Genomic DNA, 15,039 nt, shown 5'->3' with positions numbered 1-15,039 from the left:
CGGAAGACGCTCGACTGGGACACCCCCGCCGAGCGCTTCGCTAAACTGCTGACTACTGAATAGACCACCCGGTGTTGCAACGACCCCCAGAAACCGCCTTTATCATGGTCCCATTTTCCGGGCCCGGGCCCGGAAAATGGGAGCTAGATACCGGCGCAGTAGGTCAGGATGATTTCGGAGCGCTGGGGAACGTCGCCGGGTGCCAGTGACTGCGCCTTGATCGGTGAACCCGACTCCTGGGCGCAGGTGAAATCAGCCTTCGAGACCGGCACGAGGCCCTCGTTGCTGACCAGATCGATCGCGGCGACCAGCGATTGCCCGGTCAGGTCCGTCAGCGTGACCAGACCGTTCGACACGACATAGTTGATCGTGTCCCCCGCGAACTGTGAGGCTGCGGCTGCCGGATCTGTGCGCATGACGACGTCGGCCGCCACCGTGGCCGAGTTCTCGCTGGTGACCGACCCGGAAACGAATCCGAGCGCTTCGATCGCGACCTGGGCATCCGCTATGGGCTGGTTGGTGACGTCGGGAACCGTGACCGGTACGGGACCGGTCGAGACGAAGACCTTGATCACGTCGGACGGGTTGACGATGGTGCCGGCCGGCGGGTCGGTGCGAATGACCTGGTCGGCGGGCACGGTCGTGCTCGACTCCTCGGCGCGGGTGGCGGCGAGATCAAGGTCGAGGAGCGCATTCTGGGCGTCGTCGTAGGTTTGGCCGGTGAGAGAGGGCACCTGTCGAGAGCTGTCGGGCAGTTCCACCGACGGCTGCAGGTTCGCGACCCAGATCATGACCGCCACGACGATGACGATCACGCAGACGATTCCTGCCCACACCCAGATCACCGGGGGGCGCCGCTGAGTACGCACCATCGTGTGGTCTTCGGAGAGCTGCTTGAGAGCCAGTGCCGAACCGGTGATGGCCGTCGGTGCAGCACCGAACAAGCCCGCTCCCACTTCGTCGCCCGCGTGGTGGATCGGAATCTGGCCGGAGCCGGCGGTCTCGACGTCATTGCGAAACTCCACGGCGCTCTGGTATCGGGCAAACCGGTCCTTGGCCAGGGCGTGCAGCACGACCGAATCGAGGGCCGGCGATACCCGGGGGTTGAGCGATGACGGTTTGACGGGCATTTCGCTGACGTGCTGGTAGGCGACGGCCACGGGGGTGTCGCCGCGGAACGGCGCGCGCCCGGTGAGCATCTCGAACAGCACCACGCCCGTGGAGTACAGGTCGGTGCGCGCATCAACGGATTCCCCCTTGGCCTGTTCGGGGGAGAAATAGGCGGCGGTGCCGAGAATGGCCGTGGTCTGGGCCACGGTGGTGGCGGAGTCGGAGATGGCGCGGGCGATGCCGAAGTCCATCACCTTGACCTGGCCGGACTTGGTGATCATGATATTGCCGGGCTTGATGTCGCGGTGCACGACGCCGGCCCTGTGCGAGTACTCGAGCGCGGTCAGCACGCCGTCGATGATGCGCACGGCCTCGGCGGCCTCGATCGGACCTTCACGGATGATGTCCTTGAGCAGCCGACCGTCGACGTGTTCCATGACGATGAACGGAATCTGCGAGTCGTGGCCGGCGTCGTCGGTGACGGTCTCCTCGCCGGCATCAAACACCCGCACGATCGTCGGGTGGGCCATGCGTGCGGCGGCCTGAGCCTCCTGGCGAAAGCGGGTGCGGAACGCCGGGTCGGCCGCGAGAGTCGACTTGAGTAGCTTGATCGCCACCGTGCGCCCGAGCCGGGAATCGGTGCCGATGTGCACGTCGGACATGCCGCCACGGCCGAGCAGGGCTCCAACGCGATAACGACCCGCGATCAAACGGCCAGAGTCAGGCACGAACGCACTCCCCCACAATCAGACACTGCGTTCGGGTTGGACACAGTGAGCGCTACTTTACCCCACGGCATTGGGGAGTTACTCTGCGACAGCAGTGTCGCCAGTAACGAGCACTTCGGCATTCGGGGAGAATTCAGAACTGATCTGGCCGCAAAAATAGCGGAACTTCACGGTGAAATTTTCGGTCCCGGCGGTGATCGTAGCCGTGGTGGTCTCAGCGTTGGTCGGATTTGCTGAGGTGATCACGGCGGCACCGCCCTCCGTGGCGATTTCATATCCGGCCAGTGTCTGGCCGGTCGGGCAGGTCTGTGCGCCCCACTTCACCGTTACGGTACCCGCAGCGGCGACCGGTGAGGGCGTCGCGGTCGGGGCCGACGTCGGCGCGCTCGGCGTTGCTACCGCTCCATAAACCGTGAGTGTGATCGTCGAGCCGGCCGGAACGGGGCCCCTGGGGTTGACCTGATACACCCGGTCGACATCCTCCTCGGTTGCCGCCGCATTGCCGGGTTCAACGTCGGCTACGAAGCCCATTTCGACGAGCAGGGCGGCTGCCTCGGCGCTCGGCTTACCGATGAAGTCGTCGGGATTGACCGACGTATTGGTTGGTGTCGGTGTTGGTGTCGGGCTGGGCGTCGGTGTGGGCGTCGGCGTCGGTGTGGCAGACGGGGTCGCCGACGTCACGGCGGGGGCCGGTGTCTCGTTGTTCTGGGTGACCAGGGCGATGAGTGTTCCGGTGAGCACGATCGCGAGCAGTACGACCAGGGCGATGAGCGGCCAGAACCACGGGCTGCGCTTCTTCTTCTCCGCCTCGGCGGCCGCAGCAGCGGATGCCCGCGTGATGGGCGCGCCGGTCGCGGGCAGGATGGTCGTGGCCTGGTCGCTGCCGGCGCCCGGCATGAGCATGGTCGCGCTGGTGGCGGTGAGACCACCCAGAACCGACGGTACGGCCACTGCAGCCGCGGCCACGTCACCACGGCGCAGAGCGGATGCCGCGCGTGCCAGGTGGGCAGCCGACGCGGGTCGGTCGGCCGGGTTCTTGGCCAGGCAGGCGAAGACCAGGTTGCGCACCGGCTCCGACACTGTTACCGGAAGGTCGGGCGCGATCTCGTTGATCTGGGCCATGGCAATGGCGACCTGCGACTCGCCCGTGAATGGGCGTCGGCCGGCGAGGGACTCGTACGCGACGATGCCGATCGAGTAGATGTCGGTGGTTGGTGAAGCCGGGTGGCCGCTGGCCTGTTCCGGCGACAGGTACTGCACGGTGCCCATGACCTGACCGGTCGCGGTGAGCGGAACCTGGTCGGCGATGCGGGCGATGCCGAAGTCGGTGATCTTGACCCGACCCTCCGGCGTGATGAGCAGGTTGCCGGGCTTGATGTCGCGGTGCACGAGACCGGCGGCGTGGGCGGCGTGCAGCGCTGCGGAGGTCTGCGCGACAATGTCGAGCACCTTGTCGGTCGGCAGCACGTGCTCCCGCTCAAGAATGGTCGATAAGGCTTCGCCGGGAACGAGTTCCATGACCAGGAAGGCGCTGCCGTCTTCTTCGCCGTAGTCGAAGACATTCGCGATTCCCTCGTGGTTGACGAGTGCCGCGTGGCGGGCTTCGGCGCGGAAGCGCTCGAGAAAGCCCGGGTCGCCGAGGTACTCGTCCTTCAAAATCTTGATGGCGACACTGCGCCCGATGACGAGGTCGGTGGACTTCCACACCTCGCCCATGCCGCCAATCGCAATGCGCGACTGCAGCTCGTATCGTCCCCCGAAGGTGAGGCCTGCTGTGGGTCTCATTTGTTAAGCACCGCCTCTAGAACTTTCTGTGCGACAGGTGCGGCAAGAAGGTTGCCGAACCCGGTTTGTCCCATTCCCCCGCCGTTCTCAACGAGAACGGTGATGGCGTACTGCGGGTCGTTCGCCGGCGCGAAACCGGTGAACCACAATGTGAACGGATCGGTTGACCCGTTCTGCGCCGTGCCTGTTTTTCCCGCCACGTCAACCCCGTCTATTCTTGCATTGCTTGCCGCGCCATCCTGAACGCCGTTGATCATCATCGCGGTGAGCGTCGCTGCGGTTTCTTCGCTCATCACCCGCCCCAGCTCTACCGGTTTAAAGGTTTCAATGGCGCTCAGATTCGGGGCGAGAATCTCCTGCACCAGGTTGGGTGCCATCGAAACGCCGCCATTGGCGATGGCACCGCTGACCATGGCCATCTGCAGCGGGGTCGCTTGCACGTCGTACTGACCGAATGCCGACTGCGCGGTCTGCGGGTCGTCGAGACCCCGCGGGTACACACTCTCGGAGACGGTCATCGGAATGTTGAAGCTGCTGTTGAATCCGAACTTCTCCGCGGTCTCGCGAATGGCCGTGTCACCGAGTTCGACGCCCAGCTCGGCAAAGGGAATATTGCAGGACAACCGCAGCGCGGTGGCGAGCGTGACCGTCTCGCCGGCGCCGCAGGTGCCGCCGCTCGAGTTCTCGATCCGGCTCGTGGTGCCCGGCGCGGTGTACACGGTCGGGTTCGGGAAAGTGCTCTCTGGCGTGTAGCTGCCCGATTCCAGAGCGGCCGTCGTCACGACGAGTTTGAACACCGACCCTGGCGGGTTGAGTGAGCGGATGGCCCGGTTGATCAGCGGGTCGTTCTCGTCGGCCAGCAGGGCCTCATAGCTCGTGGTGACTTCGGCATTGTTGTGCACCGTCAGTAGGTTCGGATTGAAGCTCGGCTTGGACACCATAGCCAGGACACGACCGGTCGCGGGTTCGGTGACGACCACCGACCCGGTGTAGTCGCCGAGGGCATCCCAGGCAGCCTGCTGGGCCACGGGATCGATGGTGACCTCCACTGCGGCGCCCTTCGGGTCCTGACCGGTGACGAGGGCACTGACCTTGTCGAAGAACTGCGAGTTGGACGTTCCGGTGAGCTCGGCGTTGAGAGCGAATTCGAGGCCGGTCGGTTCGCCGTTGAGCGGGATGAACCCCGTGATCGGGGCATACAGTTCGGGGTTGGTATAGGTGCGCAGAAATTTGAAGTCGTCGTCGGCCGGCATTGACTGGGCGATCGGTTCACCGGCCACGAGGATGGCGCCCCGCTCGACCTGATAGCTGTCGTACAGCGTGCGGGTGTTTCGCGGGTCGGCCGAGAGATTGTCGGCCTGGAAGGCCTGCACGATCGAGGTCGAGCTGAGCAGGGCGGCGAACATCAGCATCACAACGATGCTGACGCGCTTGAGTTCGCGGTTCACTAGACCACCAGCCGGGGTTGATTGCGCACGGTGTCGGAGAGTCGCAGCAACAGGGCCGCGATGATCCAGTTGGCCACGAGCGATGAACCGCCGGCGGCCAGGAACGGAGTGGTCAGACCGGTCAGCGGGATGACCCGGGTGACGCCGCCGATGACGATGAAGCACTGCAGGGCCACGACGAAGGCGAGGCCGACGGCGAGCAGCTTGCCGAAGTCGTCCTGGCCGGCGAAACCGATGCGGAAGCCGCGGGCCACGAACAGAAGGTACAGGGCGAGAATGGCGAAGATTCCGGCGAGCCCGAGCTCTTCGCCGAGGCTCGCGATGATGTAGTCACTCTGCGGCACCGGGGTGATCTCCGGGCGTCCCTGGCCCCAGCCGGTGCCGAGGAGGCCGCCCTTGGCCAGGCCGAACAATCCCTGCACAAGCTGGAAGCTGCCGCCGTCGGCGTCATAGACAGCCGGGTTGAGGGCGTCTAGCCAGTTGGTGAAACGACCGTTGACGTAGTCGAGCGTCTGGCTGGCTATCAGGGCTCCGCCGAGGAACAGGCCCATGCCCAGGATGACCCAGCTCAGTCGACCGGTGGCCAGGTAGAGCATGACCAGGAACAAGCCGAAGTAAAGCAGAGCCGTGCCGAGGTCGCGCTGAAAGATGATGACCGACATCGACAGGGCCCAGACCACGAGAATGGGGCCGAGGTCCCGAAACCGGGGAAAGCGGGCGCCGAGAATCTTCTTGCCGACCATGGAGAGGCTGTCGCGGTTGCGCACGAGGTAGCCGGCGAAGAACACGGCGAGGGCGATCTTGGCGATCTCACCGGGTTGGAAGGTGCCGAAACTGCCGACGCTGATCCAGACCCTGGCGCCGCTGACCTCCTTGCCGAGGCCCGGCACGAGCGGCAGAAAGAGCAGGAGAACACCGATGAGACCGGCGATGTATGTGTAACGGAACAGCACGCGATGGTTCCGGATGACCAGCAGCACAACGATGGCGCAGAAGATGGCCAGGGCGCTCCACACCGTCTGACGTACGGCAGCGCTCTGCCACCCCGACTCCTGATCGGCGATGTCGATGCGGTAGATCATGGCGATGCCGATGCCGTTGAGCACCGAGGCAATCGGCAGAATGAACGGGTCGGCGTCGCGAGCGACGAACCGCAGCACGACGTGCAGGCTGATCACCAGCACCGACAGGCCGGCGCCGAGCAGAACGAGGGTGGGGTCGAGTTCACCGAGGGCGCCCAATTGCACGAGCACGACCGAGCTGGCGTTGATGAAACAGGCGATCAGCAGCAGGAACAGCTCGAGGTTGCGCAGTTTCTGCGGCAGGTGCAGACGCCGCACCGGCTCGGTGGCCGGGCGTGCCCTGAGAGCGGATGCCTTACTCAACGATTGCACCCTTCAGTCGCTCGACAATGGCCACAGCATCGGCGAGTGACCCGGCGTTGATGGTCTGCTCGACCTGCTGGCGGTCGTAAACGCGCAGATCGTCGAGCACGAGGTCGGTGTCTTCGTAGACGCTGGAAAGCTTGATGGGGCCGATGTCCTGCTGCACGCCCTGGTAGATGGCCACGGTGGAACCGTCGACGCCAACGAAATAGCGGGTCTGGGTCCACTGATAGCCGAGAATCGTGGTCGTGACGATGCTGAGCACGAGCAGAATCACACCGACCAGCCAGGTGGCCTTGCGGCGGCGCGCGCGGCGGGCATCCTCTTCGATCAGTTCGGACAGGTAGTCCTGTGAGTCGGGCTCGAAGTGCGTTTCGCGCACCGGATGCAGGCGCAGGGCCGGGATGCGCAGGGCTCGGTTGCGGCCGGGTTCCTCACCGAAGGCGAGCGGGTTCGCGGCCGCGCCGACGATGACCGGGCTGTCGGTGCGGGCGACGCCCTCGTCGATGTCGACGATGACCACGGTCACGTTGTCGGGGGCGCCGCCGTCGAGGCTCTCTTTTACCAGCAGGTCGGCGACATCCTGCGCGTTCGCACCACTGGCGAGGGCGGAGGCGATGGCGGTGTGTGAGACGACGCCGGTGAGGCCATCGGAGCAGAGCAACCAACGGTCACCGGCAAGGGTGGCCAGGATCGAGGTGTCGATTTCGGGGCTCGCCTCGACGTCGCCGAGCACGCGCATGAGCACCGAGCGGCGCGGGTGCACCATGGCCTCGGCCTCGGTGATGCGCCCGCTGTCGACCAGCCGCTGCACGAAGGTGTGGTCGATGGTGATCTGGGAGAGTTCGCGCTCGCGCAGCAGGTAGATGCGCGAGTCGCCGATGTGGGCGATCGCGACCTCGTTCTCGAGCACGATTATGGCGCTGACGGTGGTGCCCATGCCGGTCAGTTCGGCGTGTTCGAACACCGTCTCGGCGAGCTGGGCGTTGGCGCCGATCAGGGCGGCCTGCAGGGCGAACTCGGCGTCCTGGGCGCTCTCATAGGGCTTGTCGGCCTCGATGATGCGCTTGGTGGCGATCGACGAGGCAACGTCGCCGCCGGCATGCCCGCCCATGCCGTCGGCGACCACGAACAGGTTACGTCCGGCGTAACCGGAATCCTGGTTGTTGGAGCGAATCTTGCCGACGTGGGACGCGGCTGCGCTATGACTGACCGTCGCCATGACCTACCGCCGAAGCTCGAAGCTGGTAGCGCCGATCTTCACGGTGGCGTTCAGGGGAATCTTGGTCGGCACGGTGACGCGCGAGCCGGCCAGAAAGGTGCCGTTGGTGGAATCGAGGTCCTGCAGCATCCACTCGTCGTGCCAGAGCATGAGGCGAGCGTGGTGGGTGGAGGTGTAGTCGTCGCGGATGACCAGGCTGGAGTCGCTCGAACGGCCGATGGTGATGGTGTCGGCGCCCAGCGGAAATTCGGTGCCGGCCTTCGGGCCGCTCGTGATGACCAGGCGGGTGGTGTTCTGGCTGGTGGCCGTTCCGGCCTGCGCGGCCGGGGTGTCCTGGCCGGCCGGGCTGGCGCGGGCGACCGGCGCTGTGAACGCCTCGGCGGCGGCTGCGACCGGAACCGCCGCGGGAACAGCGGATGCGGGGAAGGCGGCGGCCGCCACGGGCGCGGCATCCGTTTGCATCTTGCGCACACGCTGGCCGAACAGGTCGCTGCGCAGGGCATAGACGATGCCGAAAATGAACATCCAGAGCAGAAGCAGAAAGCCGATGCGCAGCACGAGCAGGGTCAGTTCGCTGACGTTCATGCGTTTGGCCCCCAGAATCCGCCCATGTCGTGGCGTTCGGTAGCCGGGTCGGTTGGCGCCGCCGCGCGGGGAGCCTCGCTGGAGGCCTGGGCGATCACGCGGAAGACGATGCGGGTGCGGCCGATGGTGACGGTGGAGTCGGGCTCGAGGATGGCCTGGCTGACCGGGGCGCCGTTGAGCTGGGAGCCGTTGGTGGAGCCGAGGTCGCGCACCTGGGCGCGAGCGCCGTCCCAGAGGATTTCGACGTGGCGGCGGGAGGTTCCGGTGTCGTCGACGGTGATGTCGGCGTCGGAGCCGCGGCCGATCACGGTGCGGGCCTTGACCAGCGGGTGCCGGGTGCCGTTGATGTCGAGAACCGGGGTCCAGGCGACGGTGCTTTTGACCGAACTCGAGTCGATCTGCACCATGCCCTCGCTGAGACTGCGGTCGTCCTGCAGGGTGATGACGATGCTGCCGGTGAACTGGTAACGCTGCTCCGTGCCGTGTTTTTGCACGAGGGCGGTGAGTTCGTCGATGAGAGTGACGCCGAGGGCGCTCATGCGGGCGTAGTCGGTGTGGGACATGCGCACCGTGAAGCGATTGGGCGCGAGGATGCGATCCCGCGCGACAACAGCGGCCTTGGTATCGAGCTCACGACGCAGCGCGGAGGTAATTTCCACCGGCTGCAAGCCCGATCGAAAGGTCTTGGCGAACGCTCCGTTGACGGCGCGTTCCAAGCCTTTTTCAAAGTTATCCAGTATGCCCACAGGTCTCCCGATCCGGTCCGTTTGGCTATGAGCATGTTACTTGTCTCGGGTGACAACCCACCTTGAGGGCGCAAACGGCACGAACAGTCATACTACCCGCGGTGAGTCCGGGACCGAACTCCACGCCCATTATGGGCATTAGCTGAGACTTTTTTGGTGGGTACCGGTAAGCGGATGCGACGCGGCCGGGCCGGGCCGGGGCATCCGTTGGTCACCGCGCCCGTTAGCGGTGACCGCGCCCGCCGGAGCTGGCGCGGCGATCGGTAGCTGGCGCGGTCATGCCCGATGCCGCCATCGATGCGGCCCGCCCGGACGCGCGACGCGCCGACGAATGGCGCTGACCCCCCTCGCAGTGTTAGCATTCCTAAGTTCGCGCGAGTGGCGGAATTGGCAGACGCGCTGGCTTCAGGTGCCAGTGTTCGAAAGGACGTAGGGGTTCAAGTCCCCTCTCGCGCACAGTGGATGGGTGCGGACAGCCGCACCATCCAAGCGAACAGTCAGGGCCTTCGAGAAATCGGGGGCCCTGTGTCGTTTGAGAGCCCGGAGTCGGAAATCCGCGCAGCACGGACATTGGTCGGCACCCGCGGTAATGTGACCTACCGCGTCATTGCGTGCCACCCCGAGGCGAGGGGCAAGTAGCCTTAAGAAAGACGCGCCCGCGATTCGCCCGGGCGGGAACGGATCGCGATGACGACGGGTACCTCCCGGCTGAACTTGTTTCGGCCGAGCCGGCCGAGCCGGCCGAGCCGATGGTTTCGGCTGGCCTGGATCGTGCCTGCCCTGGTCGTGGCTTCGACCCTTGTCGTGTTCGCGGCGAACGGATTGAGCGCCCTTCCCGCGGTCGAGTCGTTCATGCGCACCTACCCCGGTGTGTCGACCCAGCCGGCCGCCGTTCCGCTCGGAATACCGACCTGGCTGGCCTGGCAGCACGGGCTCAACGCCTTCTTCATTTTGTTCGTCCTTCGCACCGGCTGGCAGGTGCGCACGACCAAACGCCCGTCCATTTTCTGGACGCGTACCAATACCGGCTGGTTGCGCACCAAGAATCCGCCGATTCGTATCACCCTCGACCTCTGGCAGCACATCGTCTTCGACAGCCTGTGGGCGGTCAACGGCATTGTGTTCTACGTTCTGCTGTTTGCGACCGGGCAGTGGCTGCGCATCGTTCCGACGAACTGGGACGTTTTCCCCAATGCGGTGTCGGCCGGCCTGCAGTACGCCTCACTGAACTGGCCGACCGACGCCGGCTGGGTGCACTACAACGCCCTGCAGCTGCTCAGCTACTTCGCGGTCGTGTTCCTGGCGGCGCCGATCGCGCTCGTGACGGGCCTGCGCATGTCGCCGGGGCTGTCGGCGCGGCTGCGTCGCTTCGACCGGGTCTTTCCCCTGCCGGTTGCGCGCAGACTGCACTTCGCGACGCTCATTTTCTTCGTGGTCTTCATCATCGTGCACGTTTTACTCGTGCTCACGACCGGCGCCCGCGCCAATTTGAACCATATGTATGCGGCCCGAAACGACGACGGCTGGCTGGGCGTCTGGATCTTCGCCGGGTCACTCGTGCTCGCTGCCGCCGTCTGGCTGGGCGCGCGTCCGGCCGTCGTTCGCGCCGTCGCGGCTCGGAGCGGGCGCATCATCCACCGCACGCGGTAGCCCAGGCATAGCCGCGATCAGGTCACGGCTGAGCAGGGCGGCCCCGGCGACCGCCGCTGGCATCACGATGACGGCCGCGCCCGGAATGAGGAACAAGACGTAGGTGAGCACCCCGAAACCGAGGCTGCGGGGGCGGCGGGCGCGCAGCATCCGTCGACGCTGGGTGAGGGTGAAGCCGCGGGCGTCGAAGGCGAAGCCGGTGAGTTCGAGGGCGAGGATCCACCCGCCGAACAGCGCGCCGAGAATGAGCGCGATCAGCTGGCCGAGCCCGGGAATCAGGCCGCAGAGCAGCAGCACGAGCGCGACCAGAACGGCGACGCCGACCAGTCGCAGGGCGTCGGCGACGGAACGCAGAATGCCGCGCTGCGTTTCGACCGGCGCGTCGCCGAGCCTGGCCTCAACCGCCCGCCAGATGCGCTCATAGAAGGGGTCACCGACCAATAGCGTCACCGCCACAAAGGTGTAGGCCAACACGAGGATGCCCGCGATCGCGACCGCGACGCCCGCCACGGCCCGCAGGCCCGTGCGCCACGGCTCGGCCCAGTCGGTCGCGAACGGGGTGAGCCAGGCGGCGAGGGTCTCGAGGTTGATGAGCAAGAGAATAATGCCGGCAAGGTAGACGATGCCGACGATGAACGCGGGGAGGGCGCCGAGCAGCATGAGGCGCGGCGAGGTGCCCCACATCCTGAGTCCGCGGCCGAGAAAGCCGGCCCCGGCGAGAAACTCGCGGGTGGCGGTGGGGCGGTCGGGTGTCGAGGCGTGCACCTCAAAACCCTAACGCGTGGTCGTGGGGCGGCAACTCCCTTCGCGCGGCCGCTACGGCGCGGCGTTCCAAGCGGCGATGAAGGCGGCCTCGGTGAGCGGGTCGGTGGTCTCGTCGTCGAAATAGGGCGGCACGACTATCAAAGGCGTGACGGCCGTGAATTCCAGCTGGAATTCGCGGTCCACGGTTTGCACGGTTATGCCGCTGCCAGCTGCGAAAGCCCGTTTGACGCTCGGCGCGAACTCGACCAGACCGGCGGTATTCGCCACCACCACCCAACCTCCGCTGGGGTTCAGCACGATCGACTCCACGAAGTCGTCGGTCAGGAGCAGGGCCGCGGTCGCCAGCGAGCTCTGACGAACGGCGTAGTCAGTGCCGATGACGACGAATTCGGGGTCGTCACCCTCGAATTGATAACGGAGTGACTCCAGAGTCGCCGCGTCGACGGCATCGCCGATCAGGGCGTCGACCCGCTGGGCGGCCGTGACCGAATCGACGGTGAGAGTGAGCTGGGTGGGAGTGGACTCGACTTCGAGCAGGCCGGTCACGGCACCAATGCGGTCGACGATGCCGTTCACCTGAGTGAAATCTCCTTCGCCGGTCTGGGTCACCAGCCCCGAAGTCACGGTGATGGGGCCGAGACTGGCGGCGTAGGGAAGGGCGGCGATGAAGGCGGTCGCGGCGGCGACATCCGTTTGGCGTTGCAGTTTGAGACCGAAGGCGTGGGGGTTGAGGGCGGCGCCGACGAGGTCGAAGGTGGCGGCGGCAGCGGTGAAGGCATCGATGGCGGCGTCGGGCCGAATGCCCGTTTCGCCGCCGGACACGACGAAGCCGCGTGCCGTGGCGGTCAGTGGGGTGTCTGCCCGGTGCGTGTCGCCGAGCAGAGCCGCGGCCGCGTCGTAGACCCCGACCAGTTCGGCCGCGCTCGACGCGTCGACGAGCGTGCGGTCGTCTATCGTGGCACCGACGACCCCATCGGTGGCCTTGAGCTGGGAGTACAGGCTGAGCATCTCGTCGTTGTGGGCCGGAACGCCGTCGACGGAAAGGGCGAAATCCCCGATTTCAAGCCGGACGGGCGACCAGCTCAGAAAGGTCGAGTCGTGCTTATTGATGTACCCGGCGATGAGATCGGCCAGTTCTCCGACGCGTTTTTCGGAAGCGTCGTCGGTGACGGTGACGCTTCCGCCCACGGATCCGTAGAACGGGAGGTTGTTGGTGCCCGCCGTGCGTACGTCGACGACGTCTGGTTCGTCGGCGAGGAATTTCTCGAATTTTTCGCCGCCCGAGCTGCCCGCGTTGGCGGAGCACGCGCTGAGCCCGGTGATTGTGACGATGAGCACGGCGAAGGCAGCCAGGCGACGGCGGGATGGAGCGAAGATGGCGTTCCGATCTGCCGGTGGGTTCCTCGGTTCTGTGCCCCGCACCGGTATTCTCGAGGGTACAACAGCGAGAAGGGGCAACCGTGGCGCACGCGCATCCGCTGCACGTCGACCTCGAAGTGGCCTGCCTGTGCTGCTTCGCGCCGCAGCCGTTTCACTTCACCTCCCTGAGCGACCAGGTGGTCTGCTCGAAGTGCCTGCACCACATCGGAGCCGAGAAATCCGAGCGCCGCGACCTGGAACACGTGAAGATGTGGGCGGCGCGCTGGGCAGCCAACGAGACCGCCCACGGCGAGTATCTTGCAGAAACGGATGCCTTACTCGTCGCCCGAGATACTGACCTGACCGCGCTGCGTGACCAGGTCGCCGAGCTGACCGCCCTCGTTGCCGGGCAGTTCTCCGCCGGGATCGACGGGGTGCGCAGCCTGCTGCAGAACGACCTGGTCAAGCGGGCCGAACGCAATACCGAACTGGCCCGGCGTCAGATCGACTGGGCCATGGCCGGTATTTGGCGCATTGAGGCCCTGCACCACGACTCGGCGGGATCGAAGTGCTCCTGCGGCCGCACCGCCGGCAGCTGCCCTGAGAGCGCCGCGATCGACCCCCTGCGTCAGGCCCTGCGCGACTGGGAGAAGAAGAACGTGGCGCTGCTGCAGAACGGTCGGCGGCACGGGCTGCCGGGCGAGCATCCTGCGGTGCTGGGCCAGCGCATCCGCTGAACTCGCTTAGCGCAGCCGGCTAGTGACCGACCGCGACCGGCTCGCCGAGCGGCGGGCGCCGCACGAGGAACGCGGCCGGAATCGCGAACAGCGAGATGATCGCGCCGCACAGGAATGCGCCGCGAATACCCGAGGCCGTCGCTGAGATCTCGTTGACGCCCTGCGCCATCAGCGCGGCCGACTGGGAGGTCATGACGGCGATGAACAGTGCCGTTCCGACCGCGCCGGCGAGCTGCTGAATGGTGCCGACGACCGCGCTGCCGTGGGAGTACAGGCTCGGCTTGAGTGAGCCGAGGCCCGAGGTGAACAGCGGTGTGAACAACAGCGAGAGGCCGGCGCTCATGCCGATGTGGGCGATCAGCAGCATCCACGGCGGGGTGGTCTCGCCCATCATGGTCATTGCCCAGAACGCGGCGCTGACGATGATCGATCCGGGAACCAGCAGGATGGTCGGGCCGCGGCGGTCGTAGATGCGGCCGACGAACGGTGCGAGCAGACCCATGGTGAGCCCGCCCGGAAGCAACAGCAGCCCGGTCTCGAGGGCCGTCAGGCCGAGCACGTTCTGCATATACAGCGGCAGCAGGATGATGGTGCCGAACAGGGCGAGCATGCTGATGCTGAGCATCGAGATCGACACGGTGAAGGTGCGCGAGCTGAACACGCGCAGGTCCAGCAGCGCGCGATCGGTGCGCTGCAGCCGCAGCTGGCGCAGCACGAACAGGCCGAGGGCGACCAGGCCGATGCCGAGCGGCACCCAGCCGGCAGCGGATGCCCCGCCCAGGTTGCTCAGGCCGTAGACGAATCCGCCGAAACCGAACGCCGAGAGGACGACGGAGAGCACATCGAGCGGAACCTTGCGCGGTGTCGTCACGTTCTGGATGCGCGAGGCGCCGAGGATGAGCGCGCCGATCGCGATGGGAAGCACGAGGATGAACATCCAGCGCCAGTCGAGCACGCTGAGGATAACGCCGGAGATGGTCGGGCCGATCGCCGGGGCGACCGAGATGACGATGGAGATGTTTCCCATGGTCTTGCCTCGCGAGGCCGGTGCGACGAGCGTCATGACGGTCGTCATGAGCAGCGGCATCATGATGGCCGTTCCGCTGGCCTGCACGATGCGGCCCAGAAGCAGCACCTCGAAGCCGGGCGCGAGCGCGGCGATCAGGGTTCCGGTGCTGAACAGCGTCATCGCGGCGATGAAGACCGGCCGGGTGTGAAAACGCTGGATCAGAAAACCGGTGATCGGAATGACCACGGCCATCGTGAGCATGAAGGCCGTGGTCAGCCACTGCGCGGCGGTCGCGGTAATGCTGAGGTCGTCCATGAGGTGCGGCAGGGCCACACCCATGATGGTCTCGTTCAAAATGACGACGAAGGCGGAGACCAGCAGCAGCCGAATCACCAACTGATTGCGTTTGGCGTCGGGGTGCGCCTCGGCCGCGGTCGTGGGCGCGCTGGTTGTTGCGGTCATAGCTGGTCCTGACGATCATGCGAAAAAGGGATGGCTCAAAAAGCGGCC

12 protein-coding genes and 1 tRNA gene are annotated in these 15,039 nt (G+C 66.0%); 3 read left to right on the top strand and 10 right to left on the bottom strand.

Going from position 1 to position 15,039, the window contains the following annotated elements:
• Positions 1 to 143: 143 nt before the first annotated feature.
• From pknB to E3O25_RS16780, 7 genes are all read right to left on the bottom strand, one after another.
• Entirely contained in the window at positions 144 to 1,838 is a 1,695-nt protein-coding gene (pknB, locus tag E3O25_RS16810) for a Stk1 family PASTA domain-containing Ser/Thr kinase (RefSeq protein WP_092110646.1), read from the bottom strand.
• Positions 1,839 to 1,916: 78 nt separating this feature from the next.
• Positions 1,917 to 3,623: a protein kinase gene (locus E3O25_RS16805; protein WP_092110648.1), complete on the bottom strand. Its 1,707-nt coding sequence runs from the start codon at positions 3,621 to 3,623 to the stop codon at positions 1,917 to 1,919.
• Positions 3,620 to 5,071, bottom strand: a complete 1,452-nt coding sequence (locus E3O25_RS16800) for a penicillin-binding protein 2 (RefSeq protein ID WP_092110650.1) — start codon at positions 5,069 to 5,071, stop codon at positions 3,620 to 3,622. The genes E3O25_RS16805 and E3O25_RS16800 overlap by 4 nt, the downstream gene beginning before the upstream one ends.
• Positions 5,071 to 6,465, bottom strand: a complete 1,395-nt coding sequence (locus E3O25_RS16795; RefSeq protein WP_370448778.1) for an FtsW/RodA/SpoVE family cell cycle protein — start codon at positions 6,463 to 6,465, stop codon at positions 5,071 to 5,073. The genes E3O25_RS16800 and E3O25_RS16795 overlap by 1 nt, the downstream gene beginning before the upstream one ends.
• A complete protein-coding gene (locus E3O25_RS16790; protein ID WP_134361681.1) occupies positions 6,449 to 7,678 on the bottom strand; it encodes a PP2C family serine/threonine-protein phosphatase in 1,230 nt (409 codons plus the stop codon). The genes E3O25_RS16795 and E3O25_RS16790 overlap by 17 nt, the downstream gene beginning before the upstream one ends.
• A gap of 3 nt (positions 7,679 to 7,681) precedes the next feature.
• Positions 7,682 to 8,263 carry an FHA domain-containing protein gene (locus tag E3O25_RS16785; protein WP_092110654.1) on the bottom strand — a complete coding sequence of 194 codons (582 nt, stop codon included), beginning with the start codon at positions 8,261 to 8,263 and terminating at the stop codon, positions 7,682 to 7,684.
• Positions 8,260 to 9,009, bottom strand: coding sequence for a DUF3662 and FHA domain-containing protein (locus tag E3O25_RS16780; protein ID WP_092110658.1), 750 nt, complete (start codon positions 9,007 to 9,009; stop codon positions 8,260 to 8,262). Before E3O25_RS16780 ends, E3O25_RS16785 begins: the two co-directional genes overlap by 4 nt.
• A gap of 372 nt (positions 9,010 to 9,381) precedes the next feature.
• On the opposite strand from E3O25_RS16780, the gene E3O25_RS16775 reads away from it, so the two are divergent.
• Together E3O25_RS16775 and E3O25_RS16770 are read left to right on the top strand one after the other, a co-directional pair.
• A tRNA-Leu gene (locus E3O25_RS16775) sits at positions 9,382 to 9,465 on the top strand.
• Between the two features lie 231 nt (positions 9,466 to 9,696).
• Complete coding sequence (locus E3O25_RS16770; RefSeq protein WP_092110660.1) at positions 9,697 to 10,659, top strand: cytochrome b/b6 domain-containing protein; 963 nt, start codon at positions 9,697 to 9,699, stop codon at positions 10,657 to 10,659.
• On the opposite strand, the gene E3O25_RS16765 is transcribed toward E3O25_RS16770, so the two are convergent.
• Positions 10,561 to 11,424, bottom strand: a complete 864-nt coding sequence (locus E3O25_RS16765) for an EI24 domain-containing protein (RefSeq protein WP_198411010.1) — start codon at positions 11,422 to 11,424, stop codon at positions 10,561 to 10,563. The two genes, E3O25_RS16770 and E3O25_RS16765, sit on opposite strands and share 99 nt — an antisense overlap.
• 51 nt (positions 11,425 to 11,475) lie before the next feature.
• On the bottom strand, positions 11,476 to 12,762 hold the full coding sequence (locus tag E3O25_RS16760; protein ID WP_134361680.1) for a hypothetical protein: 1,287 nt from the start codon (positions 12,760 to 12,762) through the stop codon (positions 11,476 to 11,478).
• Between the two features lie 122 nt (positions 12,763 to 12,884).
• Here E3O25_RS16760 and E3O25_RS16755 point away from each other — a divergent pair, with 122 nt between their 5' ends.
• Positions 12,885 to 13,520, top strand: coding sequence for a hypothetical protein (locus E3O25_RS16755; protein WP_092110664.1), 636 nt, complete (start codon positions 12,885 to 12,887; stop codon positions 13,518 to 13,520).
• Between the two features lie 19 nt (positions 13,521 to 13,539).
• On the opposite strand, the gene E3O25_RS16750 is transcribed toward E3O25_RS16755, so the two are convergent.
• The gene (locus tag E3O25_RS16750; RefSeq protein ID WP_092110666.1) at positions 13,540 to 14,991 is read right to left on the bottom strand and encodes an MDR family MFS transporter; all 1,452 of its coding nucleotides are present in this window, start codon (positions 14,989 to 14,991) and stop codon (positions 13,540 to 13,542) included.
• Between the last annotated feature and the right edge of the window lie 48 nt (positions 14,992 to 15,039).

Origin of the sequence: Cryobacterium sp. TMT1-3 (genome assembly GCF_004402315.1) — a bacterium.
Taxonomy (GTDB): domain Bacteria; phylum Actinomycetota; class Actinomycetes; order Actinomycetales; family Microbacteriaceae; genus Cryobacterium; species Cryobacterium luteum.
Note: the sequence above shows the minus strand (reverse complement) of the source record. Positions and strands in the feature narration are given on the sequence as shown.